Source organism: Tenacibaculum insulae (assembly GCF_964512435.1).
GTDB classification, from domain to species: domain Bacteria; phylum Bacteroidota; class Bacteroidia; order Flavobacteriales; family Flavobacteriaceae; genus Polaribacter; species Polaribacter insulae_A.
In genome coordinates this window covers 2,563,641-2,590,578 of the sequence record NZ_OZ208512.1, presented here as the reverse complement: position 1 = coordinate 2,590,578, position 26,938 = coordinate 2,563,641, and the positions used below count along the sequence as shown (strand labels likewise).

The window sequence follows — 26,938 nt, the reverse complement described above, 5'->3', positions numbered from 1 at the left end:
TAAAAAATATTATGAAAAAATTAATTTTTGGTGCCCTTGCCATTACGATCATTTCGTGTAACAATTCAAAACCTAAAGATTACACCTTATTTTCAGGAACTATTAAAAATGCAAACAGTACAAATTTGGCTATAATAAATAGTTTAAACGAAAAAGTTAGAGATATTGAAGTATCTGAAGCTGGTATTTTTTCTGACACTATTTTTAATACAAACGGTTACTATAGTTTTAGTGATGGAAAAGAAAGTTCATCAATCTATTTAGAAAATGGATATGCCATTAATTTAAATATGGATGCTAAAGAGTTTGATGAAAGTATTGTTTATTCTGGTAACGGTAGTGATGTGAATAACTTTTTAGCACAAAAATATTTAACTAAAGAAAGAGCAGGTACAACATCAGAACTTTATTCTTTAGAAGAAATAGCTTATTTAGAAAAAATGAATCAACAAAAAGAAGCCTTAGAAAAATCGTTAGAAGGTTTAGATGCTGATTTTGTTAAAGGAGAAAAAGCAAATATAAAATATGATCATATTAGTCATTTACTAAGTTATGAGCCGGCACATGCTTATTTTACAAAAAATAAAGACTTTAAAATTTCTGATTCTTTTCCTGATGTTTTAAAAGGTTTTGACTTTAATAATGAAGAGCATTACAAATCTTTTAATGCTTATAAAGGCATTGTAAGTTCTAATTTTAGTAAAGTAGCTAGAGAAAACGCTAAAAATGAAAAAATTTCTTACGAAGTAGCTGCATTAAAATTAATAGAAGAAACTAAAAGTAAAGTTATAAGTGATAATTTACTTTCAGGACTTGCTCGTCAAGTATCGGTACGTAACCCTAATTCGGAAGAGTTGTATAACGGAATTATGAAATTATCAACAGATAAAGTTTTAAAAGAACGGTTAACCAAACAATACAACCTTATTTTAACACTTGCAAAAGGAAAAACTTCACCAGTATTTGTTGATTATGAAAACAACGCAGGCGGAACCACATCTTTAGCTGATTTAAAAGGTAAATATGTTTACATAGATGTGTGGGCAACTTGGTGCGGACCTTGTAAAGCTGAAATTCCGTTTTTAAAGAAGGTAGAAGAAAAGTATCATGATAAAAATATTGAATTTGTAAGTCTTTCTATTGATGTTAAAAAAGATCATGCAGCTTGGAAACAGATGATTATTGATAAAGAATTAGGAGGTATACAGTTAATGGCAGATAATGATTGGAAATCAAAATTTGTTACAGATTATGGTATTCAAGGAATCCCTCGTTTTATTTTAATTGACCCAGCTGGTAACATAGTCAGTTCAGATGCTCCAAGACCTTCTGACACGAAACTTGTTGATTTATTTAATGAACTAAAAATTTAAGTAATATTCCTAACATTATAAATGAACCTTAAAGATCCTTTTGTTTTTTTTCCGTTATTAACATGTATAAATATAGTCACATATGTGTTTAACATATGTATTAGTAAAATATGGAATCATATTTACAAGTACGAAACATTCATGTCTAAAAAAGAATTATTTTTTTCATTGCTAACTTTGGTTTTAAACATTCTTATAGCGATTCCTGGTTTTATATTATGGTCTAAAGAAATAATTGTTTTTTCTCAGGATAACTTTTTAGTTTCTTTTATAGGATTGTTTTTACTAATGGATTTTCTAATGTATTTTTTACATTGGTTTTCTCATAATCTAAGTTACTTAAAAAAAATACATTCAAAACATCACGAGCATTCCGTAAAGTTTAATGCTGTTAGTTTATATTATATGTCTCCTTGGGAATCTATCTTATTTGGTTTATTATTAACTACAATAACCATTTTTTTTTCTTTTAATCTTTATAGTTTTATAACTTTTTTAGTTTTTAATTGGTTATACGGTGTAATTACCCACTTAAATGTTACAAATAAAAAACCGTTACTTTTAATTTTAACAACCAATACCTTTCATAAAGAACATCATCTATTAAATTATAAAAATTATGGCTTTTATACCGTTTTGTGGGATCGAATGTTTAAAACAGAAAATAAGTTAAAGGAATAATGATTTCGTTATAAAAATGAAATAGTCTCAACCCCTTAAATTTAAAACCTTTATAGGTTATTTAAATAAAACTTCGTAAATTTGCACGCCTTTTTACAAGAACAGGTTTATAAAAGGTTAAAAACAAATTTATATAAGTTTAATTTCTCTTTGCATTAGTATTGTTAATAATCTGGCTAATAAAAAGATACAAAAATTATTTCAGACATGTCTGAAGAAACAAAAAACACTGCTCCAGAAGCAGTAAACCCAGCAGAATTTTTAGCAACATTTAATTGGCATAAATACGAAGAAGGTATTGATGAAGTTGATGAGTCTAAATTACAAGAATTTGAAAAGGCCTTAGAAGGTACAGTAGGTTTCGTAAACGAACGTGATGTAATCGAAGGTACGGTAACAAGAATTACTGATAGAGATGCGATTATCGACATCAACTCTAAATCAGAAGGAGTTATTTCTTTAAACGAATTCCGTTACAATCCAAATTTATCTGTAGGAGATTCAGTAGAAGTATTAGTTGATAAAAGAGAAGATTCTTCTGGTCAATTAGTATTATCACACAAAAAAGCACGTGTAATTAAAGCTTGGGATAGAGTTAACAATGCACATGAAACAGGTGAAATCGTTAACGGTTTTGTTAAGTGTAGAACTCGTGGAGGTATGATCGTTGATGTATTTGGTATTGAAGCATTCTTACCAGGTTCTCAAATTGATGTGAAGCCAATCCGTGATTACGATCAGTATGTAGAGAAAACTATGGAATTCAAAGTTGTAAAAATCAACCACGAATTTAAAAACGTAGTAGTATCTCATAAAGCGTTAATCGAAGCAGATTTAGAAGATCAGAAAAAAGAAATCATCGGTCAATTAGAAAAAGGACAAGTATTAGAAGGTGTTGTTAAAAACATTACTTCTTATGGTGTCTTTGTTGATTTAGGTGGTGTTGATGGATTAGTACATATTACTGATTTATCATGGTCTCGTATCAACCACCCGAACGAGGTTGTTGAATTAGATCAAAAATTAAACGTTGTAATTTTAGACTTTGATGATAACAAATCTAGAATCCAATTAGGATTAAAACAATTATCAGCTCATCCTTGGGAAGCTTTAAATACTGACTTAAAAGTTGGAGATAAAGTAAAAGGTAAAGTTGTTGTTTTAGCTGATTACGGTGCATTCGTAGAGGTTGAAGAAGGAGTTGAAGGATTAATTCACGTTTCTGAAATGTCTTGGTCTACACACTTACGTTCTGCACAAGATTTCGTAAAAGTTGGTGACGAGGTAGAAGCTCAAATCTTAACATTAGATCGCGAAGATCGTAAAATGTCTTTAGGTATGAAGCAATTACACCCAGATCCATGGACAGATATTACTGCTAAATACCCTGTAGGTTCTACTCATACTGGTACTGTACGTAACTACACTAACTTTGGTGTATTCGTAGAATTAGAAGAAGGAATTGACGGATTAGTGTATATCTCTGATTTATCTTGGACTAAGAAAATTAAGCACCCATCAGATTTTGTAACTGTTGGTGATAAATTAGATGTTCAAGTATTAGAATTAGATGTTGAAAACCGTAAGTTAAACTTAGGTCATAAGCAAACTCAAGATAATCCTTGGGATGCGCATGAAGCTACGTATGCAATCGGATCTACACATGAAGGTTCTATTAAAGAGAAAAATGACAAAGGTGCTACTGTAGTATTTGCAGATGGTATTGAAGCATTTGCTCCAACACGTTTCTTAGAAAAAGAAGACGGATCTAAATTAGAAAAAGGTGATGCTGTAAAGTTCATCGTTACTGAATTTAGTAAAGAATACCGTAGAATTGTTGTTTCTCATACTTCTCTTTTCAAAGAAGAAGAAAAGAAAAACATCAAAGCTGCAGCTAAAAAAGCTGCTGATGCTCCAAAATCTACATTAGGAGATATCGGTGGATTAGCTGAATTAAAAAAGAAAATGGAAGGGAAATAAATCTCTGATATTATAAATTTTAAAACCGTTACTTACGTAGCGGTTTTTTTGTTTTATATGTAACAAATGTTACAGTTAAAGCCATATTGATGTATAAGTTTTTTCTTAAATACTAGTATATTTGTACTAAATATAAAAAAGAAGATGACACTTATAAAATCTATATCAGGAATTAGAGGAACCATAGGAGGAAACACAGGTGAAAACCTTACTCCAGTTGATGCTGTTAAATTTGCAGCTGCTTACGGAGCATTTATTATAAAAAGAAATCCAGATGCTAAAAAAATAAAAGTCGTTATTGGTAGAGATGCTCGTATTTCTGGTAAAATGATTAGCAATTTAGTTGCAAACACTTTAGTTGGTTTAGGTATAAATGTTATTGATTTAGGTTTATCAACAACACCAACAGTTGAAGTTGCTGTTCCGTTAGAAAAAGCAGAAGGCGGAATTATTTTAACAGCTTCTCACAATCCGAAACAATGGAATGCTTTAAAATTACTGAACGAAAAAGGAGAGTTTTTAAATGGTGCAGACGGAGAAGAAATTTTAAAGTTAGCAGAAAGTGAAGATTTTACTTTTGCTGAAGTTGATAATTTAGGTTCTTATAAAAAAAATAAAAAATACTTAAAAAAACACATTAAAGAGGTTTTAAACCTAGATTTAGTAGATGTAAAAGCCATTAAAAAAGCAAAATTTAAAGTGGTGGTTGATGGAGTAAACTCAACCGGAGGAGTTTTTATACCTGCTTTGTTAAAAGAATTAGGTGTTAAATGTGTTGAATTATATTGTGAGCCTAACGGTCAATTTCCTCACAATCCAGAGCCTTTAAAAGAAAACTTAACTGATATATCAAAACTTGTAGTTAAGAAAAAAGCAGATTTAGGTATTGTGGTTGACCCAGATGTAGATCGTTTAGCATTAATTTCAGAAGATGGATCAATGTTTGGAGAAGAATATACTTTGGTTGCTTGTGCCGATTATGTTTTAGGAAGATTAGGAGGCGGAAACACGGTTTCTAACTTATCCTCATCAAGAGCTTTGCGTGATGTTACCCAGAAACATGGCGGAACTTACACCGCATCAGCAGTTGGAGAAGTAAATGTAGTGCAAATGATGAAAGACACTAATACGGTAATTGGTGGCGAAGGAAATGGAGGGATTATTTATCCAGATTCACATTACGGTCGTGATTCATTAGTAGGTGTTGCTTTATTTTTATCGCATTTAGCACATAAAAAAATGTCTTGTAAAGCGCTAAGAGATTCGTACCCTAGCTATTTTATGAGTAAAAATAAAATACAATTAACACCGCAAATTAATGTTGATGAAATTTTAGAAACCATGGCTTCTAAATACAATAATGAAGATGTTAATACGATTGATGGTGTAAAGATTGATTTTGCTAATGAGTGGGTGCATTTACGTAAATCGAATACCGAACCTATTATCAGAATTTATACAGAAAGTACCAGTCAAGAAAATGCAGATACTCTTGCAGAACGATTTATAACAGAAATAGAACAAATAATAAAATAACAAAATTGAAAGTAAAAGCAATTAGTTTAATATTGATGTTGTTAACAACATCAATATTAATAGGGCAGGAGCAAGAAGCGGTAAAACCAGCAAAAAAGAAAGTAACCAATAAAGGAAAGTTTTTTGTGTATTGGGGTTGGAACTGGGCAAGTTATACCGATTCTGATATTCGTTTTAAAGGAGATAATTACGATTTTACCTTATCAAAAGTAAAAGCACAGGATAGACAAACAAAGTTTTCTTTTAACGATTATTTTAATCCAGGTAGAGTTACTATTCCTCAAACAAATTACAGAATTGGATATTTCTTTAAAGAAAACTATACCATTTCTATTGGGGTAGATCACATGAAATATGTAATGATTGGCGATCAAGATGTTACAATTAATGGAGAGATTAACGTAGGAAATCCGAAGTATGACGGAACCTACACAAATCAGAATATTAATTTAGCCGAAGATTTTTTACGTTTTGAACATACAGATGGATTAAACTATGTAAATGTAGAATTAAAACGTTTTGATGATGTTAGTAGTTGGTTTGGTTTAGAATCTGAAAATTTACAAATAAACTTTACAGAAGGAGTTGGAGTTGGTATTTTATACCCAAGAACAAACACAACTTTACTAGAAAATGAACGTCATGACGATTTTCACTTATCAGGATACGGAATGTCTATCGGAGCTGGTTTAAATATTACATTTTTAAAACACTTTTTTATTCAAGCAGATTTAAAAGGTGGGTACATAAATATGGGAGATATTAGAACAACAAGAAGTTCGGCAGATAGTGCTTCGCAAAGTTTTTACTTCTTTGAAAATAACATTTTAATAGGCGGAAAGTTTAGACTTTAATAAACAAAAAGTACGAATACGTTAATAATACAAATCTTTTAGGCTAATTAGTAACATACCTCTAACTTTAGACTGCAAATACAATATCAAATTATGAATTTAGAGCAATATTTTAATGAATTTAAAAACAATATTGTAGGCATAAATCAAACTTTTAAATCTCCTTACGGAGTACAAAAAATGATTTATACTGATTGGACAGCAAGTGGTAGATTATATAGACCAATAGAAGAACAATTATTACATAAATTTGGTCCTTTTGTAGCAAATACTCATACTGAAACTTCAACTTCAGGAGCAGCAATGACATTAGCATATCATGAAGCTCGTAATATTATTAAAAATCATGTAAATGCATCAAAAGATGATGTTTTAATTACAGAAGGTTCAGGAATGACAGGTGTTGTAAATAAATTTCAACGAATTTTAGGATTAAAAATTTGTGAAAACTTAAAAGAGAATACCATTGTTCCTGATGAAAAACGTCCTATTGTTTTTGTAAGTCATATGGAACATCACTCTAACCAAACATCGTGGATAGAAACAATTGCTGATGTTGAAGTAGTTCCTTGTAATGAAGCTGGATTGGTTTGCTTAGATATGTTTGAAAAAACAATACAAAAATATAAAGACAGACCTATAAAAATAGCCTCTATTGTAGCAGGTTCTAACGTAACAGGTATAAAAACAAATTATCATAAAGTAGCGTCTTTAATTCATAAATATGGCGGTTTGTGTTTTGTTGATTTTGCTTGTTCTGCACCTTATGTAGATATAGATATGCATCCTGATAAAAAGGATGAATATTTAGATGCAATATTTTTTTCGCCACATAAATTTTTAGGTGGACCAGCAACTTCTGGAGTTTTAATTTTTAATAAAAAATTATACAAAAACATGATTCCTGATAATCCAGGAGGAGGTACAGTAAGCTACACCAATCCTTGGGGTGGACATGATTATTTTGATGATGTTGAAACGCGTGAAGACGGTGGAACCCCCGCTTTTTTACAAACCATAAAAATAGCATTGGCTATTCAGGTTAAAAATAAGATGGGAACTGATAAAATGAAACAGCGAGAAGATGAAATAAATCCTGTTATATTTAATTGCTTAGAAAATTTAGAAGGCGTTAAAATATTAGCACCCAACCATAAAGACAGATTAAGTATTTTTTCTTTTTATTACGAAAAATATCACTTTAATTTAGTTGTTAAATTATTAAACGATCGTTTTGGAATACAAACAAGAGGTGGTTGTTCATGCGCAGGTACCTACGGACATTTTTTATTGAATGTAGATCAGAATACATCACATAAAATTAAAGATCAGATATCAGAAGGTTGTAATACCGAAAAACCAGGTTGGGTACGTTTATCGGTACACCCAACAATAACAAACGAAGAAGTAACGTTTATATGTGATTCTTTAAAAACATTAACAAATAATATTGAAGAATGGTCGAAAGATTATCAATATGACATGGTTAAAAATGATTACACACACATAACTGCTAAATCTATAGAAAAAGAATTAATAGCAGATTGGTTTACCTTATAATATGAATAGTATAGATATTTCTTTTTTAGAACAAAATTATCAAGCAATTAAAGAACATAAATTATCAGGAAGGCATATTTGCTTTAATGATATTGAACCTCTTTATAGTAATTTAGCTTCGAACATTACAAGTAAAGTAATTGGTTTATCAGAAGAAAAAAGAAAAATATATCAACTTAAACTAGGTACAGGAAAAAAGAAAATACTTATTTGGAGTCAAATGCACGGTAATGAAAGTACCGGAACCAAAGCTGTTTTTGATTTTTTAAGTTTTATTAAACAGTTTTCTGATAATAAAATTGTCAACATTATTTTAAGTAATAGCGATATTACTATTGTACCTATGTTAAACCCAGATGGCGCAGAGGTTTATACTCGTGTAAATGCAAATGAAGTTGATTTAAATAGAGATGCGGTAGCTTTACAGGCTAAAGAGAGTAAATTGTTACGTGAGGTTTTAAATAGCGTACATCCTGATTTTTGTTTTAATTTACACGATCAAAGAACAATTTTTGGTGTAGAAGGCACTAAAAATCCGGCTACTATTTCGTTTTTAGCACCATCTGAAGAAGAAACACGTAAAATTACTAAAGGTCGTATAGAAACGATGAATGTAATTGTAGCGATGAACTCTTTGTTACAAAAAACAATTCCAAATCATGTTGGTCGTTATACAGATGAATTTTATCCGACAGCAACCGGAGATAATTTTCAAAAGCTAGGACATAACACCATTTTAATAGAAGCTGGCCATTATCCTAATGATTATGAAAGAGAAGAGGTAAGGAAATATAATTTTTATGCTCTTTTACAAGGAATTTATCATATTTCAATAACAGATAACTTTACAGATTATTCAGATTATTTAGCTATTCCAAACAATATCAAGAACTTCTATGATGTTATTTATAGGTCTGAAAATAATAAAAAAGATGTAGCTTTTCAGTATGTAGAGAGATTAGAAAATAGTAAATTTGCGCTGATTTTAATTAAAGAGAAAGAAGGAGATTTATCTACCTTTTTAGCACATAAAGAATTTGATAAAAAAGACTAAAAACTAAATATTTATCAATAAAACTCTTTTTTAATTAGAAAAAAATCATATTTTAGCAATATTACTTGAAGAAAATAAAAAAATGAAGAAGTTTGTTTTAGATGAGATTGATCATCAAATTTTAGACATTTTAATAGAAAATGCTCGTACACCTTTTACCGACATCGCAAAAAAATTATTAGTATCAGCAGGTACTATACATGTACGTGTTAAAAAGATGGAAGATGAAGGAATTATTCAAGGTTCAACTTTAACGTTGAATTATGATAAAATGGGATATACCTTTATTGCTCATGTTGGAGTGTATTTAGAAAAAACATCAATGACACAGCATGTTTTAGATAATTTACGTTTAATACCTAATGTAACGGTAGCTTATGTAACAGCTGGTAAATACAATATCTTTTGTAAAGTAAGAGCTAAAAGCACAAATGATGCAAAAGACATTATTTATAAGATTGATGAAGTGAGCGGAGTAAACCGTACAGAAACAATGATTTCGTTAGAAGAAAGTATTAATGACAAAAAACGTTTAATGCACGCAATTTTTAAAGAAATTTAAAATTGAAGTATTAAAATATAAAAAAGACTAACGTAAATGTTAGTCTTTTTTATTTAAAACTAATTCTGATATATTTGTTATTATAAAAATTGATAAATGAACATTACAAATCGTAGCTTACATAGAGATTTTGCCTATTTTTATGTAGGATTAATTATAGCCTTTTCTTTTTCTGGAATTATTTTGAATCATAGGAGTGATTGGTATCCGATGGATTATACTTACGAAAACAAAGAAGTTACCATAGTTTTACCTGAAAATACAGAATTAATAACCAAAGACTTTATAAAAAAAAGTACCAAAGATTTTAATTTAAAATACGATGGACATCGAGTAAGACAAAATAAACTTAGGGTTTATTATAAAAATAATACAATTTTAGACGTTGATATAAAATCTGGTAAAGGAAACTTAGAGTTTAAACGAAAAGTGCCAATTATTGGGCACACTATGTATTTACACAAATCAACAAATAATTTTTGGATTTGGTATTCTGATATTTTTGGAGCCGCGATGTTGTTAATTGCAATTACTGGAATTTTGATTCCTGCTGGTAAAAATGGTTTTTCTAAAAGAGGGTGGAAGTTAGCTATATTAGGTATGGTTTTTCCAATACTTTTTTTAGTGTTATTTTCTTAAACACTCCAATTAAAACGTTTAAAAACAGTATTCCAATCGTTTGGTAACGCTGATTTTACAAGTTGTTTTTCATTAGAAAAAGGATGTATAAACTCTAATGAATATGCGTGTAAAAAGAGGTTTTCGCAATTAAAATTATCAATAAACATTAGATTGTGATTTTTATCACCATATTTAGGATCGCCAATTAAAGGGTGACTAATTTTATTCATATGAATACGTAGTTGATGCAATCTACCAGTAGTAGGTTTCATTTCAACTAAACTGTATCTTGATGTATCGTATGGTTTTACAGGAATATCTAAAACCACTTTATCAATAGTTTTTAAATGAGTTTCGGCCTCTTTATATACATTTGAATCTCTTCCTTTAACAGGAGAATCGATAATTTTGGTTTCTGGAGAATGACCTCTAACAATACCGTAATATGTTTTTTGAATTTCATTATTGGTAAACAATTCTTGAAATTTTGATACGTATTTAGTTTCTTTTGCCAATAAAATTATTCCAGATGTTTTTCTATCCAATCGATGTATCGGATAAAATTTATGCTCAAATTGATTGAACAACAATTGCAATAACGAATCTTCGTCAGAAACATTTCTTGAGTGATGTGCATGGTGTACAACAACATTATTAGGTTTAGAAACGCAAATAATATAATCATCTTCAAAAAGAATAGTAAGGCTCATAAAATTATTATTTTTTTATGGTAATTTTCATTAAATAAAGTAAAACTAACGATATTATTCCGCTAACTAAAAATCCTGCAAAAAGCGGTAGAGTAGTGGTGGTAACATATTTACCTATAAAAGTAGCAATTGGAACAGCCATAATTGTTGATACAAAACCATTAATAGCAGCGCCAATACCAGCAATATGACCAATAGGCTGCATAGCCAAGGCTCTTAAATTTCCAAACAAAAAGCCTAAAGAAAAAAATTGCAAAGCGAAAAAACATAACAATATAACTATATTAGGATTTCCTTTTCCATAAAATAAAACGATATACACAATTGGAATTATTGTAAAAATCACCAGGAAAAAAGAAATTAGTTTTAGCATTCCAAATTTCATCACAAAAGTTCCGTTTAAAAAAGTAGCAAAACCTACTGCAATAGCTAATGCTGCAAAAATGAAAGGAAATTCTTCAACTAAATCGTATTGTACTTGAAATATTTGTTGCGAAGCACTTAAATATACCATAAAAGATCCCGTAATAAATCCTGATATTAACGTTAGTACAACTGCTTGCTTGTGTTTTAAAAACTCTTTAGTTCCTTCTACAAAAAGACGGATGGATAATTTTATTCTGTTCTCTTTTTTTAAGGTTTCAGGTTGACGTTTCCATAACCAAAGCATTACTAAAACACCGAATATTAACTGACTATAAAAAATTGATTTCCATCCAAAGGCATCTAACATTAATTTACCTATGGCAGGAGCTACAACAGGAACGAGAATGAAAATAACCACAATAAATGACATTATTTTAGCCATGTAATTACCACTAAAACTATCTCTAACCATAGCAATACTAATTGTTCTTGGGGCTGAAAGTCCTATTCCTTGTAAAACTCTTCCAAGAACCATCATTTCTAAACTTGTTGCATTTATACAAATAAAACTTGCAATTACAAAAAGAGCAAATCCAAAATAAATAACTTTTTTTCTACCTAAGCTATCAGATATTGGCCCGAATATTAATTGTCCAAAACCTAATCCTAAAAAAATCATGGTAATTAATAGTTGACTATCATTAGAGTTTTGTGGAATTTTTATACTTGTACCAATTTGAGTAATTGCAGGTAGCAAGGCATCAATTGATAAAGCAACTAATGACATTAAAGATGCCATTAAAGCAATAAATTCTAATTTAGATTGTTTTTCTTTTTTTTGCATTCGGCAAATGTACTATGTTTATTCACACAAATTATATTTAATGTATTAATGTTTTGATAATAGCAAACACTCTATTTAACATAATATTAATTATAGTACAAATCCATAGTAATTTCTTTTAACATAATTATAGATATAGTGTCTTTAGGTCTATATCGTTAATAATTATGTTAAAAGAAATTACGGCTTATGAAGTTCTAGTTTATATTCGTAAGCTATAATTCTATATTATGTAAAATATCCCAGAATGTTATCGTTACTATATAATCTTTATTACTTGGGTCATTAAACATTCAGATTTTACATTTCATTTAAATTGAATATTCTGTACAATGGTTCATAATTTTTCAAATACGCGATTCTAGAGAAACTTCTCGTTACATATTTGTAGCTATAATTCGACATTATGTAAAATTGCCTCTTGCCAAAATCGCTCGTATTGCTTTTTAAAAATAATTATGCTACGCAGTAATTTTTTTAAACACAATTTTCCAGCGCTTGACAACGCCAAAAAAAAGCTACTTTTTAGTTATTATTAAAATTTTCGTTTAGTAGTATGTTTCCGTTATAATTTTTTTCATGAGCTTTTCGGTGTGTATTCACAAGAGTATAAAATTTATCCTTGCTCAAATCCTAGCTTTAAAATTTCTATACACTTGTTCTAATTATAGCTTCGATTTAACTTCTTTTATGTAGTACTTCTAACATTATGTCAAATAGAAATTTTTAGGAAACATTGGAACTCTTAAGATTGCTTTGATATTATTGTTTAATCACAACTATTAAGATACTTTATTACTTCAACCCTAAAATATTACGCTCCACTCTCCTATTGTTTTAGCCAAAATTATATGAGGTCGTTTTGCCAACGCTACATCTGGGTAAATACGCATAGTTTCTATTTATAATTGATACTTAAATCAACTTTTTAGCTTATCTATCATGTTTTCTAGAGCATATTTTGCTAATTCTGGGATTGTATTGCTAGACACTTTAATCTCCCAATTTGATAAACTAGGCATTAAACTTACTTCGTTATTTATGAAAATATTACTATCAGATTGTGATAACTCTTTTGATGGAATTATATAAACAACCTTTGGTCTTTTATCTATTATTAAAACTAAAGCGATAAACAAGTTATCGTTTAGTTCTCCTAAATCTTGCTTTTTAATTTTAATACTGCGTTGTGAAGTATCTAAATCTATGGATTGTAGATGTAATTGTTTATCTCCAATTAAAAAATCGACTCCTTCCCTCCCATTTTCGTTTTCAACAACTTTAACTTTAATTTGAACTTTTTCAAGTTCTGATTTCATAAATTTAAATGTGTTTTCAATATCAGTATTCATAGTTAACAAGATATATTTCTATTATGAGGTCGAGTTTAATATCGAAATTTCATTTTCACTTACCTATCCATCCACCGTTTAAAAGATGCTGATTTATCTTTACCAATTATTACATCTTCTGTGTGAGAAGGGTCTATTTCCAGTTTTAGTTTTCCATTAAAATAAGTATGAACTCTTTTAATAGCATCGATATTCACTATGAATTGACGATTTATTTTAAAAAAATGTTCGGGGTGTAATTGGTTTTTTAAACCTTCTAATGAAAAATTAACAGGGTATTCACGCTTGTCGAAAGTCACCGCAAAGGTTATGCCTTGCATACTGTAAAATAGTGCAATATCTTTAATTGATAAATGAAAAAAGGATTCGTTAGACTGTATTAAAAAGCGTTTGCGATATACTGGTTTCTCGTTTTTAATAAGTGATGCAAGTTCTGAAAAATTTATACTTGAGTTTTTTTCATGAATAAACTGCTTATTGTATTGATGGTATTTCTCAAAAGCAGCTTGCAATTCATCCTTTTCTACTGGCTTTAACAGATAGTCAATACTATTGACTTTAAATGCTTGTATAGCGTATTCGTCATAAGCGGTTGTAAATATTATAGAGCTTTCAATGTTCACTTGCTTAAAAATTTCAAAGCTTAATCCATCAGATAATTCAATATCTAACAGAACAATATCTGGATGTGAATTATTTTTAAACCATTCCACAGCAGATTTTATACTGTTTAAACAGCCAACAACTTCCGTTTCAAAATTTATTTCCTGCAAGGTTTCTTTTAACAATCGTTGTGCAGGTAATTCGTCTTCTATTATTACTACTTTTATCATTTTATGCTGAAATTAAAGGAATGGATACCACAAATTTTTCTTCTTGTTTACCATAAGTAAAACCATCTTTTTTAAGCAATTCAAATCGCTTGCTTAAATTTGATAAACCTGTGTATGTTGAATCGACAGTATCAATAATTTGCAAGTTATTACTAACGATTAACGTATTATTAGCATCGCTTTCAATTGAAATTTTCAATACATTTTCTTCATTAGCTATATTGTGTTTAATGGCATTTTCAATCAAAATCTGTAAGGTTAAAGGTGGGATTTGTTTATGTACTATTTCATCAGAAATATTTACTACATATTCTAAAGCATCTCCAATTCTGACTTTATGCAAAAAAATAAAGGAATCAATAAATTCAAGTTCTTTTTTCAAGGAAATTAAGTCGTGATGTTTGCTTTGTAAAACATAGCGATACACTTTAGATAATTTGCGTGTAAAATCTTGGGCCGTTTTTGGGTTATATTTTATCTCTGAAATCAACACATTTAGGCTATTGAACAAAAAATGTGGATTTACTTGATTTTGCAAAACCCGATAATCGGCTTTGAGTTTTTCCTGTTTGAAATATTCGGCATTTAGTAAAGATGTATTCCACTGTTTAAAGAAATTTATAGCTATAGAAACACCTATAAACACCAACAAAAAAATTATCGAACCAATAAATATTACAACAGGTGCTTGCGGATAAATTAAAGATTGTCCATTGATAAAATACCAAGCTAAAAATGGCAACCCAATAGAAATAAAAGTCCATAGAAGAATAACGCTCAATTGCACAAAAACTCGCTTTTTAGGAACATCAAACCACGGCATTTTTTTATTCAAATAACGGTCAAAAAACAAGTTACCTTCTACATTCAAATTGAAAAATAGTAAATAATAGAACAAAAATATGTGTACTGGAACTTCCGATATATATTTAATTGTTTCTGGTATTCCCAAGTCCACTAATTTCATTACCAGCAGCGCATACAAAGTCACTAAAATGATGCGAATTATCCTATTTATAATACTTTTTTTCATTCGTTAGACTTCTATATTCAACACTTAATATATTAAAATTATCTGATTAATAATGCTCCATTCTATTTAAAACTAAATCCTACACCTAGATTAATTGTATATCCTGTAAAACCTGAAACAGAACCAATATTGTTTTCAAAATTTGAAATTGAATATTGAAAATTACTGGTTAAAAACACAGTACGTCCCAATCTGTAATTTGCACCCAAAGATAAATTTAAATACTTGCTTTTTTCTGTTCTTTCTACCTTACTAATTGTATTATTCACGTTGCCATTAGATATAGTTACGCTACCATCACCACCGCCAGCTTTAGCACTTAAAAAGCCTCCCGCTAAATCTGTATATATACTCCAGCGATCTTTAACAAAAGGGATATATTTTACACCTAATCCTATTTTAATAACCCCAGCACCACTACCCGAACCACTTATGGTAATACCATTGACACTATTACTTATATTTTGGTCTTTCTGTTCTTTTTTATATGTTATTCCAAAGTTCAAAAAGCCTCCAAATTTTTCAGAAAACATATATCCAGCGTCGATATTCCATACAGTTTTTAAATCAGAAAAATCTACACGGGTTTCTTCATCAAAAGTTGTTCTTTGGTTTTTAGAAATTTCTTGAAGTCCTAATTTTATTGCAATAAAATAGGTATTCTTCCATTGAGATAAAGATTTTAAAAGTTTATAATCTTCTTTTATTTTTTCAGCTTCGCCAATAAATCTTATAGATTCATAAGATATTGAAGTCTTTAATTTTTCTTTCAAATTATTATTTGACAAAATAAAACTTCTACCACATTTTAATAAATTGCTTTTCTCTGAAACTATAACTTGTGCCAAAAACGTATTTAATTCTTCAAGAGATTCACAACTAAATGGAATTGTGTTCTGTTTAAAATCTATGCTAATAGTATTTCTATTGAAAACATCTCTGTTGTAATTCTCCTCTATAAATGCTTTTAGAAAATTTAGATATTCTTTTTCACTTTTTAATTTTGGTAATTTTAAATAATAATAGAGAAGGTAATCTTTTTCGTAGATTTTTTTTTCAGGAATTTTAATTGATTCAGATACTGACAAGAGACTTTCTTGGTCATTAACTATTACGATTTTAGCATTAAGATTGGGCAGTATAGATAAACCATACTTAAAATTTAAAGAAAGATAATAGGGTACTTCTTCAGAATTAAAATTAAAAATCCTTTTTTCTTGACTATGTATAATTCCTGTCACACTTATGAATAGAATTAATGATATAATAATTTTCTTAGATGTCTTTTGAAACATATTACTTTTTACTTTTTGGTGGAACTAATACAATCCCGATACTAAAAAATGGTGCTGATTCCGAATCAAAATCATAAGTCTTATTATCATTGTCAATAACACTATATGATCGTCCAGCACTTAATCCTCCAAACGCTTCCAATCGAAGCATATTAGTTAACTGATATTGAGTAACTACCCCAAAATTTGCTCTCGAATAATTTATTTTATCAATACGATTATCATCGGAATGTACATTGAAATTTGCCCCGTTAAGTGCATATTGCAGTCCAAGTTGTAGTTTCTCATTAGGCAATATCGAATAGCTGTATTTAGCATTTATAGGCAATAAGGCATTTATTTCGTGCCTACTTTTCTTATATCTTAAATTAACCACAGGAATGAATCTCGGACTTCCCAAACGAGCACTATATGCTAAACCACCTCCAAGTTTAAAGCTTGACGATAACTTTCTAGTAGCCACTACAGCACCTTGAAAAATAAAATCATCGGCACTTAGTTTCCTTTCAAAATCGGATGCTAATGTGGGTTTTAAATTCAGAGCGACGTTCCATTTTTCGTTCCATTGATGTAAGAGCGTTAACTGATAATACAGTTGCTGTAATTTTTTATCGCTTTCATTAAACAGAAATAAGGGATCCTTAATGGTTGTTTCTACAAAACCATAACCAAATCCATTGATGAGAACAGTTTTATTGTTCTTTAATTTCTTCGGAAAATTCACAAAAGCACCAAACTCTTGAAATTTGGTTTCTTGGTTGTCTTCCGTATTTTTCACATCAGAAGTTAAATAATTATTGTAATACACGCCCGCTAATTTAAAGTCTTGCGCATTCATTGTATTATAAAAAACAAGAACAAACAGAAACGTTATACTTGCTTTTTGTAAAGGAAATTTTTTATTAGAATATTGCATAGTTACTTTCTTAGCCATTCAATCGTTTTACTAAAAAAACCAACCTTTATTTTTATATCAAGCGTATTTTCCTTTAGAATAAATTCAGCATCATACCATTCTTTACGTTTTGGTGCATACACCTTTCCTTTCCATTTTCCTCTGGTTTGCTCTAAGTCTTTAACCATCAATTTTCCTATTTTGACTTTAGAATTATCTGAAGACATTATTGTTCCAGAATACACAGCATCCTGTTGCTCAATTTTTACAATTGTATTTTGTTCGCCTACAATATATTCTCCTGCCAAACCCGCATTTGATTGTGCATAACCTGCGATGCTACATATTGTTATCAGTACTATTGTGATTCCGTTTTTTAGATTTTTCATTTTATTATATTTTTAGGTATTATTCTTAATTCTTTTACAAAGATGATGTGTTATGCCTTCCTTTTCAGAAATAAGTTATTGAAGTCGAATTTTAGGCTTTGAAATCGAAAAACTCCTTTTCAACTATATTATTAACTAATTAACTTCCCATCCGAAAGCTCAATAATACGGTCGCAATTGCCTGCGAACTCATCATCGTGGGTAACGGCTATAATGGTTTGCCCGCGTTCTTTTGCCAGTTCTTTAAACACATCAAAAACAATGTTTGTGTTTTTAGAATCGAGGTTTCCTGTGGGTTCATCACCCATAATAATTGATGGCGAATTAATAAGTGCTCTTGCAATAGCAACTCGTTGTTGCTGTCCACCTGATATTTTAGATGCTTTTTTAAGCTCTTGCCCTTTAAGACCTAATAAGTAAAGCGATTCGATAGCTTCTGCTTCAATCTCATTTTTACTTTTTTTATTCAGTTTTAAAGCTGGTAACATCACATTGTCTAAAACGGTAAATTCTGGTAGTAAAAAGTGAAACTGAAACACAAAACCGATTTGCTCGTTACGGAATTTTGCCAGTTGATTTTGTTTTAAACCTGTAATCTCAGTACCGTTAATTTCAATTATCCCATCATATTGAGTATCCATAGTGGATAAGAGATAGAGTAAGGTAGATTTACCTGAACCCGATTTCCCTGTGACAGCTACAAATTCCCCTTTATTCACATCAAAAGAAATGTCTTTTAATACTTGAAATTCTACAGGATCGTAAAAATGTTTGTTTATATTTTGTATTGATATGGCTTTCATATTTTTTAAATTTTAACCTCTTAATATTTCAACTGGATCTACTTTTGATGCTTTTCGCGATGGAAGATATCCTGCTATTAGCGTAATAATTGCGCCAAAAGAAAATGCCAATATGTAATCCTTTATGTTGTAAGCAACAGGCAATGTGTTGAGTGAAGCAATTTTAAACGGTACAATGTCTAATATTTGAACAATAACATTTCCTAAAACCACCCCAACTATACCACCAATAAACCCTATAGCAACCGACTGTGTAAGAAAAATTTCAACAACATCTTTTCCGTTGAATCCCATTGCTTTTAAAATGGCGATTTCTTTGATTTTTTCATTTACGGTCATATTCATAATGTTATAAATTCCAAATCCTGCCACAATCAATATGGTTAGCGAAACGGCAATTGCCAATACATCTCGCAATAAACTTGAAGACTCTAATTGACTGTTTCCTTCTTGCCAAGATTCGACTTTGTAGTCTGTGTGTTTGCGTACTTTTTCTGCAACGGTTTTGGCGTTATTATAATCGTATGTATTAACTAAAACATCCGTTGCATAACTTTTATTTTTAGAAAACAATTGTCTTGCAGTTTCAATGGAGACTAATGCACTTGTCATATCCCTAACTTTAGAACCAGACTCTAAAAGACCAATAACTTTAAAGATTTTAGATACTCCTTCAGAAGTACTTAATGAAATGGTATTACCTGGTTTTACCCCTATTCTTTGTGCCAATCCAACACCCAAAATAATACCATCAGACCGTTTGTCTAAATCACTTAAATCACCATCAATTATATATTTCCCAATTTCAAAAAGCTTATGTTCATTGATTGTTTCAATACCCGAAAGCGATGCACTTGTATTTGAAACTCCATTTCTAATAAAAATTTGCTCATTGAGTTGTAATGCAACACCATTAATTTCAGGCATATTTAACAATTTGTCTTTAATAGCATCAGCGTTTTTAATACCTTTTGTATATTGTATGTTTCTGGCATTACTAACCATTAAGAGCGTACGCTCATCTTTCGGTTTTGGTAATATTGATGTTATGTTTTCCGATAAATCGTTATAAATTTTAATATGAGACATTGAACTGAAAGTAATTTCCGTTTGAATATTATTTACACCTGCCATGAAACTGTTCATTGCGATGTACATTGAAATACCGAAGCATATACTCAATACAGCCACCAGCAGTTGCCTTATCCTTGACGTAAGATGTACTTTTGCAATTTTCTGATTGGTATTCATCGTTTATAGTTTTGGTTTTACAATGATGTCTTCTTCTGAAAGTCCAGAAATTACTTCTGTCCAATCATTATTTTTTCGACCTATTTTTATAGTTCTTTCTTCCTTATTTTCAAGGATGACCTTATTTTCCCTGATAAGATATGCCGTTGGAATTACTAGCACATTTTTACTACTACCTGTTTCAATATTGGCTTGTAGTTGAGAACCCGAAAAGATTTTATTAGGAACTTGTTCAAACTGTGCTTCTACCACATACGATTGCTCTGTGGTGTTAAATGAAGGATATATTTTTGAAATTTTCGCTTTAAACGTCTCGTTAGGATTGGTGTTTAAATGCACCCAAACTATCTGTCCTTTATTTACTTTTTTAATATCGTCTTCCGCAACAAATAGTTTGATGATAAATGCACCACTTCCAATTTCAGCAACAGCTTCGCCTCGTCTAATGAGTTCACCTTGTTTTTTAAATACATTGATAACCGTTCCAGAAATAGATGAACTTAGCTTATAATCCTCTAAAATTGTTTTTTGAGTATTGACTTGCACTAGGCTTCGTTTTTCATTTAGCTTTAAATCAGATTCAGTTGACTTGTAACTTTCCTGTAGTTCTATAAGCCGATTTTGTGAGGCTATAAATTGCAATTCAGCTTTGTCAAAATCCAATTGTGATACCGAATTTTTCCCGCGTAAATCTGTATAACGCTCGTAATTTGTTTTGTCTAAGGACAATTGTGTTTTTGCCTGATTAATTTTTGTTTGAATTTGCTGTAAGATGGAAGCATTGGCAGAAGCATTGCTTACCGCATTGTTATAAACCGCTTGTGCATCTGCAACTTGATTGTTTTGCACATCACTTTTAATTACAGCTATAATTGTGTTTTGGGTTATTTTATCGCCTCCGTTTACAGGTATTCTGGTTAAAATTCCATCTACACTAGCAGATACGGTATATTGATTTTCTTGTGCTATATAGCCACTTGCAAAAACTGCGTCTTCAATATTTTTTCGAGTTGGCATTGTGGTTTTTTTGCTGTTACACGATGACAATAGCGATTGTGCTACTATCAAACATCCTAAAAAAGTTATTCTGTTATGTTTCATTATTATGTTAATTAATTGTTGGATTTTAAATCTAGTTGTCTGATATACATTTTATACTTCGCCAATGTGTATGATGCCAAACTTTGCAAATACGTGTTCTGTGCATTTAGTAAATCTTCATAACTGTCTAAACGTTCGTTTAAACTGATAATACCACTATTGTATTTGTTTTCTGCATGTACATCATTCTTTTGTCTTAGCTTCATAATTTTGTTGTTTTCTGTCAATTCTTCTTCATATTGTTTCACATCTAAAAGCAACAAATCATCTTCGTTTTGTTTTACCAATTTTGTGTTTTCCAGTTGCAATTCTTGTTGTTGCAGTTCTAGTTTAGATTTCTTGATTTTTGAGCGTGTAGAAAAGCCTGTGAAGATGGGTATATTTAGCTTTGCTCCAAGATATTGTTGTGGTAATTCGTTAGCGTTTGAAAAATCTGTAAAGCTATCAGTTGCCCAACTCGTGTTGTATTGATAGTTAAAACTTAGATTAGGTAATAACAATGCTTTCTTTTCTTTTAGAAGCGATTTTTGTTTGTCAACTTCTATTTCTTGCCACCTAATTTCAGGATGAATGGTTGTAAAACTCGTATCTGTTAAACTGAAATTTTGAGGCGTATCTACAATAGTAATTTGTTGGTTGGTGTTTAACTGACTTTGCAGTTGCGTATAAAAACGACTACGATTACGTTTTGCTTGTTGCAAATTTTTACGATTTTGTAATTGCTTAATTTCAGCTAAATTGAGCGCTTCTTCACTAATAATCCCTTTTTGAAACTTTTCAGTTGTACTGTTATAAATGGCTTCTGAAACCTTTAGATTTTCTTCATAAATAACAATTGCTTCCTGTGTTAGCAAAATTGAATAATAAGTTGAAGCCAACAGATTATAGGTGTTAAACTTGCTTTTTTGTGTGTTAATTTCGCTTTGTTCTGCGACTATGTTAGCCGTTTGTGAGGCAAACATTTTTTGGAAATTTAAAATATTCCATTGTGCTTGAATTCCCGCTGAATAAATGTGTTGTTGTCCAAATGTTAGTTCCCGAAAATCTCCTGAAGTTGCATTAGGATTAAAAAACTGCTCAGGAACCAAAGTGGGTTGCAAGGTTAAATTGTTATTATACCCAGCGGAAGCATTTACCGAAGGATATAAATAAGATTTAGCTTCCTTTTTTCTGGTGCTTGCAATTTGCTCGCCAATGACTGCATTTTGGATTTTTGTGGCGTGTTCATCAGCATATTTCAGAACGTCCTGAAATGACTGAAACTGAATTTGAACATCAGCTTCATTGCTTTGTCCAAATACAAATGTTGTACTTAGCGTTATTAAAAAGAGTATTGAAATTCTGTTCATTACAAAAAATTTGTTTTAAATTCTTTGCAAAGATGTAGTGCTAACTGTTGCTTTTTAGAAATTAGTTATTGAAGTCGAATTTTGGGATTTGAAGCCGAATAATAAGTAATGAAAATGTAGAGTAGAGTTTTATTCCATTCCACACACATTCTACTACTCTCCTATCGTCGTTTCGTAAAAAGAGTGTTCCATTAACATCGCAGAGAAAGTTTTTAGAAGGAAAAATAAGGAAAAGTAGGAGTTTAAACTTCGCTTTTACCAAAGCAAAGTTACATAACGCAGAACATTATAGTACAGGTGTGCAGTGGTTTCTGTATAGCTGTTTTTCAGGCTATTTAGAATAATATTAGATATAACGTCTTTAGACTTATATCGACAGATATTATGTTAAAAGAAAATACGGCTCTGAAACTTGTAGTTAAATTCTATATTGCAATTTGATCTTAATATTCTTAAAAATACATTTTTTTGCGCTAATAAATCCTTACGAACCTAAAAACACAGTTTCGTAAGGATTTATTAAAATGTTTTCTAAATAACTTTATTAATATTTAATATGATTTTAATAAAAATTAAAACAATTGCTGCATAAACTCAGTAATAGTTTTATCAATATTTAAATAGATAAATGTAATTCCTATGGTGTCATAAATTCCGTGAATTAATACCAATAAAAGTAAATTATTTTTATTCTTATTAAATATTAATGATATTATAAATGACCATAAAAATACTGATACCACTCCTATTAATCCTTGATATGCATGTGATATTCCAAAATAAAGTGAAGTTATAAAAGCGGAGAATATCCATGCTTTATTGTTATTCCCTAATAACTCAGCTAATCCTTTCATAAAATATCCACGAAACAATAGTTCTTCACCAAAAGCTGCAAATACCCACACAACGACTAATAAAATAATATATCCTAGAAAATCACCTCTTATATCATTTATTGATGAAAGATCATAATCACCAAACCATTTAATAAGTATTGGGTCTATTAAAAAAGTGAATATAGAAAAAAGAATACTAGCTATTAGTACACTCTTTAAAACAGTTTTTCTAGTGATTTTCTGCCCTATTCCAAATCTTGACCAATCAAATTTGCTTCCTTTTAAAATTAAAAAAACAATACCAAGAGGAAAGAAAAAAGTGAAGTTTCGGTCAATAAACCCAAATAATGGAGCAATAAGCATTATTAAAACTACTGTATAAGGTTTGTTTAAAAAATTGTATATTTTTTTCATTTTTATGTGTTTTTATAATTGTTTTTTTTCTCCATTTGCTAATACCTGAAAGTATTCTCCTTTTGTTATTAGCAGGCCTTCCGATTTTTTAAATGGCCAATGTTTACTGTAATCTTTTGGGTGTTTAACATCAATGGCAAATACTTTTCCGTTGAATAATTTATTTACATTCCATTGTAATGTATGACCAACAATAACTGCTTTAGCATTAAATTGGTTAATTCCCTTTTCTACTTCTTCTTGCGATAAATCTTCATTAAAATAACCTCTATACCAACTGATTCCTTTTCTACTAGATGTAATTAATTGTTCAACAGTTTCTTCTGGTTTAGGAAAAAAGGCTTTGCGATAGTTGCCTCGATTAATGTGATTGACTTCGTCTATGGTAATATCGTAATTTGCAAAATCTGGATGTATACCACCATGAGCAAAAAGGTGCCCATTAATTAGTTCTAACGTGTTTTTAGATGTCATCCATCTTCCTAAAAATGCGTTTTCATCGTATAGGTTATGTTGCTGTTTGCCAAGAATGGATGCTACGCCATTATATTTATAGGATGCAGATTTAAATTTTCCTTGTAAATTGTAGAGTTCATGATTTCCAATAATAAAATGGACATGTCCTCCCTGTTTTTTAGCGCCTTGCTCTAGTTTATAAATAAACCAAAGCACTTGAGTAGTTGAAAATCCTCTGTCCATAAAATCACCAACCAATACAAGATGTCCTTTACCAAATGTCCAATTTAGATTGGGATCAATTACTTTGCTGTAAATAAGAAAGTCTCTAAAGGCTTTATAGCCACTTTCAATATCTGAAACCGCAAGAATAGGTTCATTATCTGAATAAGTACTGTTAGGAATTTCAAAATTGGATTTTAGAGTAAAGTTAAATGTTGAGCCATCTAAAGGAAAATAACAACTGGCAGCAATTTCTTCATTTATAGCATATTCCTTTTGATCGAGATAAAACCCATCTGTTTTATTCCCTTTAATATAGTTGATATTTAAAGTACTGTCTGTTTCATAAAAAACATATGGCCCTTCGTTTTCTAAATTTAGTTTTAACGGATTATCGCCAAAATCAAATGTGCCATTTAATGAAACTAAAATAATAACTCCAATTATTAATAACGTAATTATGGTTCCGAAAATATGTTTTAAATATCGTAAGATTCTTTTTTTCATTTTGATTAATTTTATGATGATGTTCGTTTTTTGATTGGAGCAAAAGTATTTACAAACCCACTATCACAAAAACAATTGGGATAGACACTAGCGTATGAGTGACATGAAACATGTCATGGTGTATAAAAGACCTTTATCACACCTGAAGGACTTTATGTATTAAATTAAATGACGTTTGTCACTATTACTTACTTATCCGATAGATTCTCCTAACTTTGCAGTATGATATATTGGATAGAAAAAAATAAAAAAAACCTTGTTATAATTGGTGTGGTGTCTATACTAATCCCACTATTATATATAAGCTATAAAGTCTTTACTGCTGAAGGAAGTTCTGTATTAATTTCTTTAGATATTAACCCGATTCTGGGATATTTCCTAATTGTATATTACACTTTACTGATTGGGTTGATAATAGGATATTTTATCTATTGGATTATAAGGAACATCAAATCCATTATTCGATTAAAGAACGAAAAAACAAAAACTGAATTGATGCATTTAAAAAGTCAAGTGAATCCACATTTCTTTTTTAATATGCTTAACAACCTTTATGGATTGGTAGGAAAAGACGCTAAAAAAGCACAAGAACTCATTTTAAAACTTTCTGATATGATGCGTTATAGTATTTATGATGGCGAAAAAGACACGGTTCTACTTTCTGAAGAACTAACCTATTTAAAAAACTATATAGCACTTCATAAAATGCGTTATCATAAAGCTATTGATGTTCAATTTAATATGGATATTAAGGATAATGATTATGAAATCAGTCCACTTCTTTTTATTATTCTTTTAGAAAATGCATTTAAACATGGCGTTGAAAACTTAAGAGAACATGCTTTTATTCGAATTAATTTAGAAGCTCATAATAATATCATTAATTTTGAAATAGAAAATAACTTTGAAGTTAATAAAGAAAATCAGGAAGTAGGAATAGGTTTAAAAAATCTAAAACGTAGATTAGAGTTGGTGTATCCAAAAAATCATAATTTAACAATCTCAAAAACCAACAACATTTACAACGCTAAATTGAATATTACACTATGAAGATTAAGTATTTAATTATAGATGACGAGCATATTGCACACGATATTATAAAAGGCTATTGTGATATGCTCCCAAATTTAGAATTTAAAGCAGATTGCTATGATGCTATAGAAGCCATAGACTATTTACAAAAAGAGGAAGTAGATCTTATTTTTTTAGATTTAAACATGCCAAAATTAAAAGGCTTTGAATTTTTAAAAACATTGAACTCTCCTCCAAAAGTTATTGTAACTACTGCATATAGTGAATTTGCAATTGAAGGCTATGAATTAAATGTTGTCGATTATTTATTAAAGCCGTTTAGTTTTGAACGCTTTTTAAGTGCTATAAACAAGGTTACGGCTTCTAAAACCAATACTACAAAAAAAGAGCGTAAAGCAAACGTAGAACCTGAGGATCAATCCATTTTTTTAAAACAAAACAATAGTCATATTCAAGTAGATTTAGATAGTATTTTATTTATTGAAGCTTCAGGAAATTACACCAAAGTGGTTACTACAAACGATACTATAACTATTCGAGAAAAAATATCCGATACCATACTATTGCTTTCAAATACTGATTTTATTCAAGTTCATAAATCGTTTGCAGTTGCAAAAAAACATATCAGTAGCATAGAAGGAAATAGAATTCATATTTTAGATCATATTGTGCCAATAGGAAAACTTTACAAGGTAAATATCAATCAACTTTTTAAATAAACTTGAATTAATTATAACTATTTCATTCCAAGCATATTATGCTTCCCTCCTACATCGTCGCATAAAAAGTGTTCCATTATCATTGTAGAAGAAATATTTAGATATGTTTTTTTTAGGAACTGTAGTATGCCAAATCGGCAGATTCCACTGAACTATTTCTTAACGCTCTGTTCTGCTTTTAACCAAAACTTAAGTTACATAACGCAGAACATTATAATACAAATATGCAGTGATTTCTGTGTAGTCTTTTTTCAGGTTATTTACACACAATTTTAAATATAGTGCCTTCAGATATGTATTATAAACAACA

General features: G+C 29.9%; 25 protein-coding genes. 11 read left to right on the top strand and 14 right to left on the bottom strand.

Going from position 1 to position 26,938, the window contains the following annotated elements; translation table 11 throughout:
- Nucleotides 1-11 precede the first annotated feature (11 nt).
- The 9 genes from ACN5J5_RS11930 (at nucleotide 12) to ACN5J5_RS11890 (ending at nucleotide 10,239) form a co-directional block, all read left to right on the top strand.
- On the top strand, nucleotides 12-1,373 hold the full coding sequence (locus ACN5J5_RS11930) for a TlpA family protein disulfide reductase (RefSeq protein WP_418645115.1): 1,362 nt from the start codon (nucleotides 12-14) through the stop codon (nucleotides 1,371-1,373).
- Between the two features lie 141 nt (nucleotides 1,374-1,514).
- Nucleotides 1,515-2,054, top strand: coding sequence for a sterol desaturase family protein (locus tag ACN5J5_RS11925; RefSeq protein ID WP_418645114.1), 540 nt, complete (start codon nucleotides 1,515-1,517; stop codon nucleotides 2,052-2,054).
- 207 nt (nucleotides 2,055-2,261) lie between these two features.
- Nucleotides 2,262-4,034: a 30S ribosomal protein S1 gene (gene rpsA / locus ACN5J5_RS11920; protein WP_068705942.1), complete on the top strand. Its 1,773-nt coding sequence runs from the start codon at nucleotides 2,262-2,264 to the stop codon at nucleotides 4,032-4,034.
- A 144-nt stretch (nucleotides 4,035-4,178) separates the two neighbouring features.
- Nucleotides 4,179-5,570 (top strand): phosphoglucosamine mutase, encoded by a 1,392-nt coding sequence (glmM, locus tag ACN5J5_RS11915; protein ID WP_418645113.1) that lies wholly within the window; start codon nucleotides 4,179-4,181, stop codon nucleotides 5,568-5,570.
- Between the two features lie 35 nt (nucleotides 5,571-5,605).
- The gene (locus tag ACN5J5_RS11910; RefSeq protein WP_418646549.1) at nucleotides 5,606-6,424 is read left to right on the top strand and encodes a hypothetical protein; all 819 of its coding nucleotides are present in this window, start codon (nucleotides 5,606-5,608) and stop codon (nucleotides 6,422-6,424) included.
- Nucleotides 6,425-6,517: 93 nt separating this feature from the next.
- Nucleotides 6,518-7,984 carry an aminotransferase class V-fold PLP-dependent enzyme gene (locus ACN5J5_RS11905; RefSeq protein WP_418645112.1) on the top strand — a complete coding sequence of 489 codons (1,467 nt, stop codon included), beginning with the start codon at nucleotides 6,518-6,520 and terminating at the stop codon, nucleotides 7,982-7,984.
- A gap of 1 nt (nucleotide 7,985) precedes the next feature.
- Nucleotides 7,986-9,038 (top strand): M14 family zinc carboxypeptidase, encoded by a 1,053-nt coding sequence (locus tag ACN5J5_RS11900; RefSeq protein WP_418645111.1) that lies wholly within the window; start codon nucleotides 7,986-7,988, stop codon nucleotides 9,036-9,038.
- Between the two features lie 82 nt (nucleotides 9,039-9,120).
- The gene (locus ACN5J5_RS11895; RefSeq protein WP_418645110.1) at nucleotides 9,121-9,600 is read left to right on the top strand and encodes an Lrp/AsnC family transcriptional regulator; all 480 of its coding nucleotides are present in this window, start codon (nucleotides 9,121-9,123) and stop codon (nucleotides 9,598-9,600) included.
- 96 nt (nucleotides 9,601-9,696) lie between these two features.
- A complete protein-coding gene (locus ACN5J5_RS11890; RefSeq protein WP_418645109.1) occupies nucleotides 9,697-10,239 on the top strand; it encodes a PepSY-associated TM helix domain-containing protein in 543 nt (180 codons plus the stop codon).
- Here the strand turns inward: ACN5J5_RS11890 and ACN5J5_RS11885 are convergent.
- The 14 genes from ACN5J5_RS11885 to ACN5J5_RS11820 all read right to left on the bottom strand — a co-directional run bounded on the left by ACN5J5_RS11885 (nucleotide 10,236) and on the right by ACN5J5_RS11820 (nucleotide 24,877).
- Complete coding sequence (locus ACN5J5_RS11885; RefSeq protein WP_418645108.1) at nucleotides 10,236-10,931, bottom strand: pseudouridine synthase; 696 nt, start codon at nucleotides 10,929-10,931, stop codon at nucleotides 10,236-10,238. The genes ACN5J5_RS11890 and ACN5J5_RS11885 overlap by 4 nt on opposite strands.
- A gap of 7 nt (nucleotides 10,932-10,938) precedes the next feature.
- The gene (locus tag ACN5J5_RS11880) at nucleotides 10,939-12,141 is read right to left on the bottom strand and encodes a multidrug effflux MFS transporter (RefSeq protein ID WP_418645107.1); all 1,203 of its coding nucleotides are present in this window, start codon (nucleotides 12,139-12,141) and stop codon (nucleotides 10,939-10,941) included.
- A gap of 920 nt (nucleotides 12,142-13,061) precedes the next feature.
- Nucleotides 13,062-13,460, bottom strand: coding sequence for a hypothetical protein (locus ACN5J5_RS11875; protein WP_418645106.1), 399 nt, complete (start codon nucleotides 13,458-13,460; stop codon nucleotides 13,062-13,064).
- Between the two features lie 92 nt (nucleotides 13,461-13,552).
- Entirely contained in the window at nucleotides 13,553-14,326 is a 774-nt protein-coding gene (locus tag ACN5J5_RS11870) for a LytR/AlgR family response regulator transcription factor (protein ID WP_418645105.1), read from the bottom strand.
- Between the two features lies 1 nt (nucleotide 14,327).
- Complete coding sequence (locus ACN5J5_RS11865) at nucleotides 14,328-15,359, bottom strand: sensor histidine kinase (protein ID WP_418645104.1); 1,032 nt, start codon at nucleotides 15,357-15,359, stop codon at nucleotides 14,328-14,330.
- A gap of 62 nt (nucleotides 15,360-15,421) precedes the next feature.
- Entirely contained in the window at nucleotides 15,422-16,600 is a 1,179-nt protein-coding gene (locus tag ACN5J5_RS11860; protein WP_418645103.1) for a hypothetical protein, read from the bottom strand.
- 55 nt (nucleotides 16,601-16,655) lie between these two features.
- Nucleotides 16,656-17,588 (bottom strand): DUF6268 family outer membrane beta-barrel protein, encoded by a 933-nt coding sequence (locus ACN5J5_RS11855; protein ID WP_418645102.1) that lies wholly within the window; start codon nucleotides 17,586-17,588, stop codon nucleotides 16,656-16,658.
- Entirely contained in the window at nucleotides 17,573-17,938 is a 366-nt protein-coding gene (locus ACN5J5_RS11850) for a DUF2147 domain-containing protein (RefSeq protein WP_418645101.1), read from the bottom strand. The genes ACN5J5_RS11855 and ACN5J5_RS11850 overlap by 16 nt, the downstream gene beginning before the upstream one ends.
- A 131-nt stretch (nucleotides 17,939-18,069) precedes the next feature.
- Nucleotides 18,070-18,741: an ABC transporter ATP-binding protein gene (locus ACN5J5_RS11845; protein WP_418645100.1), complete on the bottom strand. Its 672-nt coding sequence runs from the start codon at nucleotides 18,739-18,741 to the stop codon at nucleotides 18,070-18,072.
- Between the two features lie 12 nt (nucleotides 18,742-18,753).
- Nucleotides 18,754-19,992 carry an ABC transporter permease gene (locus tag ACN5J5_RS11840; protein WP_418645099.1) on the bottom strand — a complete coding sequence of 413 codons (1,239 nt, stop codon included), beginning with the start codon at nucleotides 19,990-19,992 and terminating at the stop codon, nucleotides 18,754-18,756.
- Between the two features lie 3 nt (nucleotides 19,993-19,995).
- Nucleotides 19,996-21,093, bottom strand: a complete 1,098-nt coding sequence (locus tag ACN5J5_RS11835) for an efflux RND transporter periplasmic adaptor subunit (RefSeq protein ID WP_418645098.1) — start codon at nucleotides 21,091-21,093, stop codon at nucleotides 19,996-19,998.
- 11 nt (nucleotides 21,094-21,104) lie between these two features.
- Nucleotides 21,105-22,442: a TolC family protein gene (locus ACN5J5_RS11830; protein WP_418645097.1), complete on the bottom strand. Its 1,338-nt coding sequence runs from the start codon at nucleotides 22,440-22,442 to the stop codon at nucleotides 21,105-21,107.
- 572 nt (nucleotides 22,443-23,014) lie between these two features.
- On the bottom strand, nucleotides 23,015-23,692 hold the full coding sequence (locus ACN5J5_RS11825) for a CPBP family intramembrane glutamic endopeptidase (RefSeq protein WP_418645096.1): 678 nt from the start codon (nucleotides 23,690-23,692) through the stop codon (nucleotides 23,015-23,017).
- A gap of 12 nt (nucleotides 23,693-23,704) precedes the next feature.
- Nucleotides 23,705-24,877, bottom strand: coding sequence for a metallophosphoesterase (locus tag ACN5J5_RS11820; protein WP_418645095.1), 1,173 nt, complete (start codon nucleotides 24,875-24,877; stop codon nucleotides 23,705-23,707).
- Nucleotides 24,878-25,099: 222 nt separating this feature from the next.
- On the opposite strand from ACN5J5_RS11820, the gene ACN5J5_RS11815 reads away from it, so the two are divergent.
- Nucleotides 25,100-25,927 (top strand): sensor histidine kinase, encoded by an 828-nt coding sequence (locus ACN5J5_RS11815; protein WP_418645094.1) that lies wholly within the window; start codon nucleotides 25,100-25,102, stop codon nucleotides 25,925-25,927.
- On the top strand, nucleotides 25,924-26,628 hold the full coding sequence (locus tag ACN5J5_RS11810) for a LytR/AlgR family response regulator transcription factor (RefSeq protein ID WP_418645093.1): 705 nt from the start codon (nucleotides 25,924-25,926) through the stop codon (nucleotides 26,626-26,628). Before ACN5J5_RS11815 ends, ACN5J5_RS11810 begins: the two co-directional genes overlap by 4 nt.
- The last annotated feature ends 310 nt before the right edge of the window (nucleotides 26,629-26,938 follow it).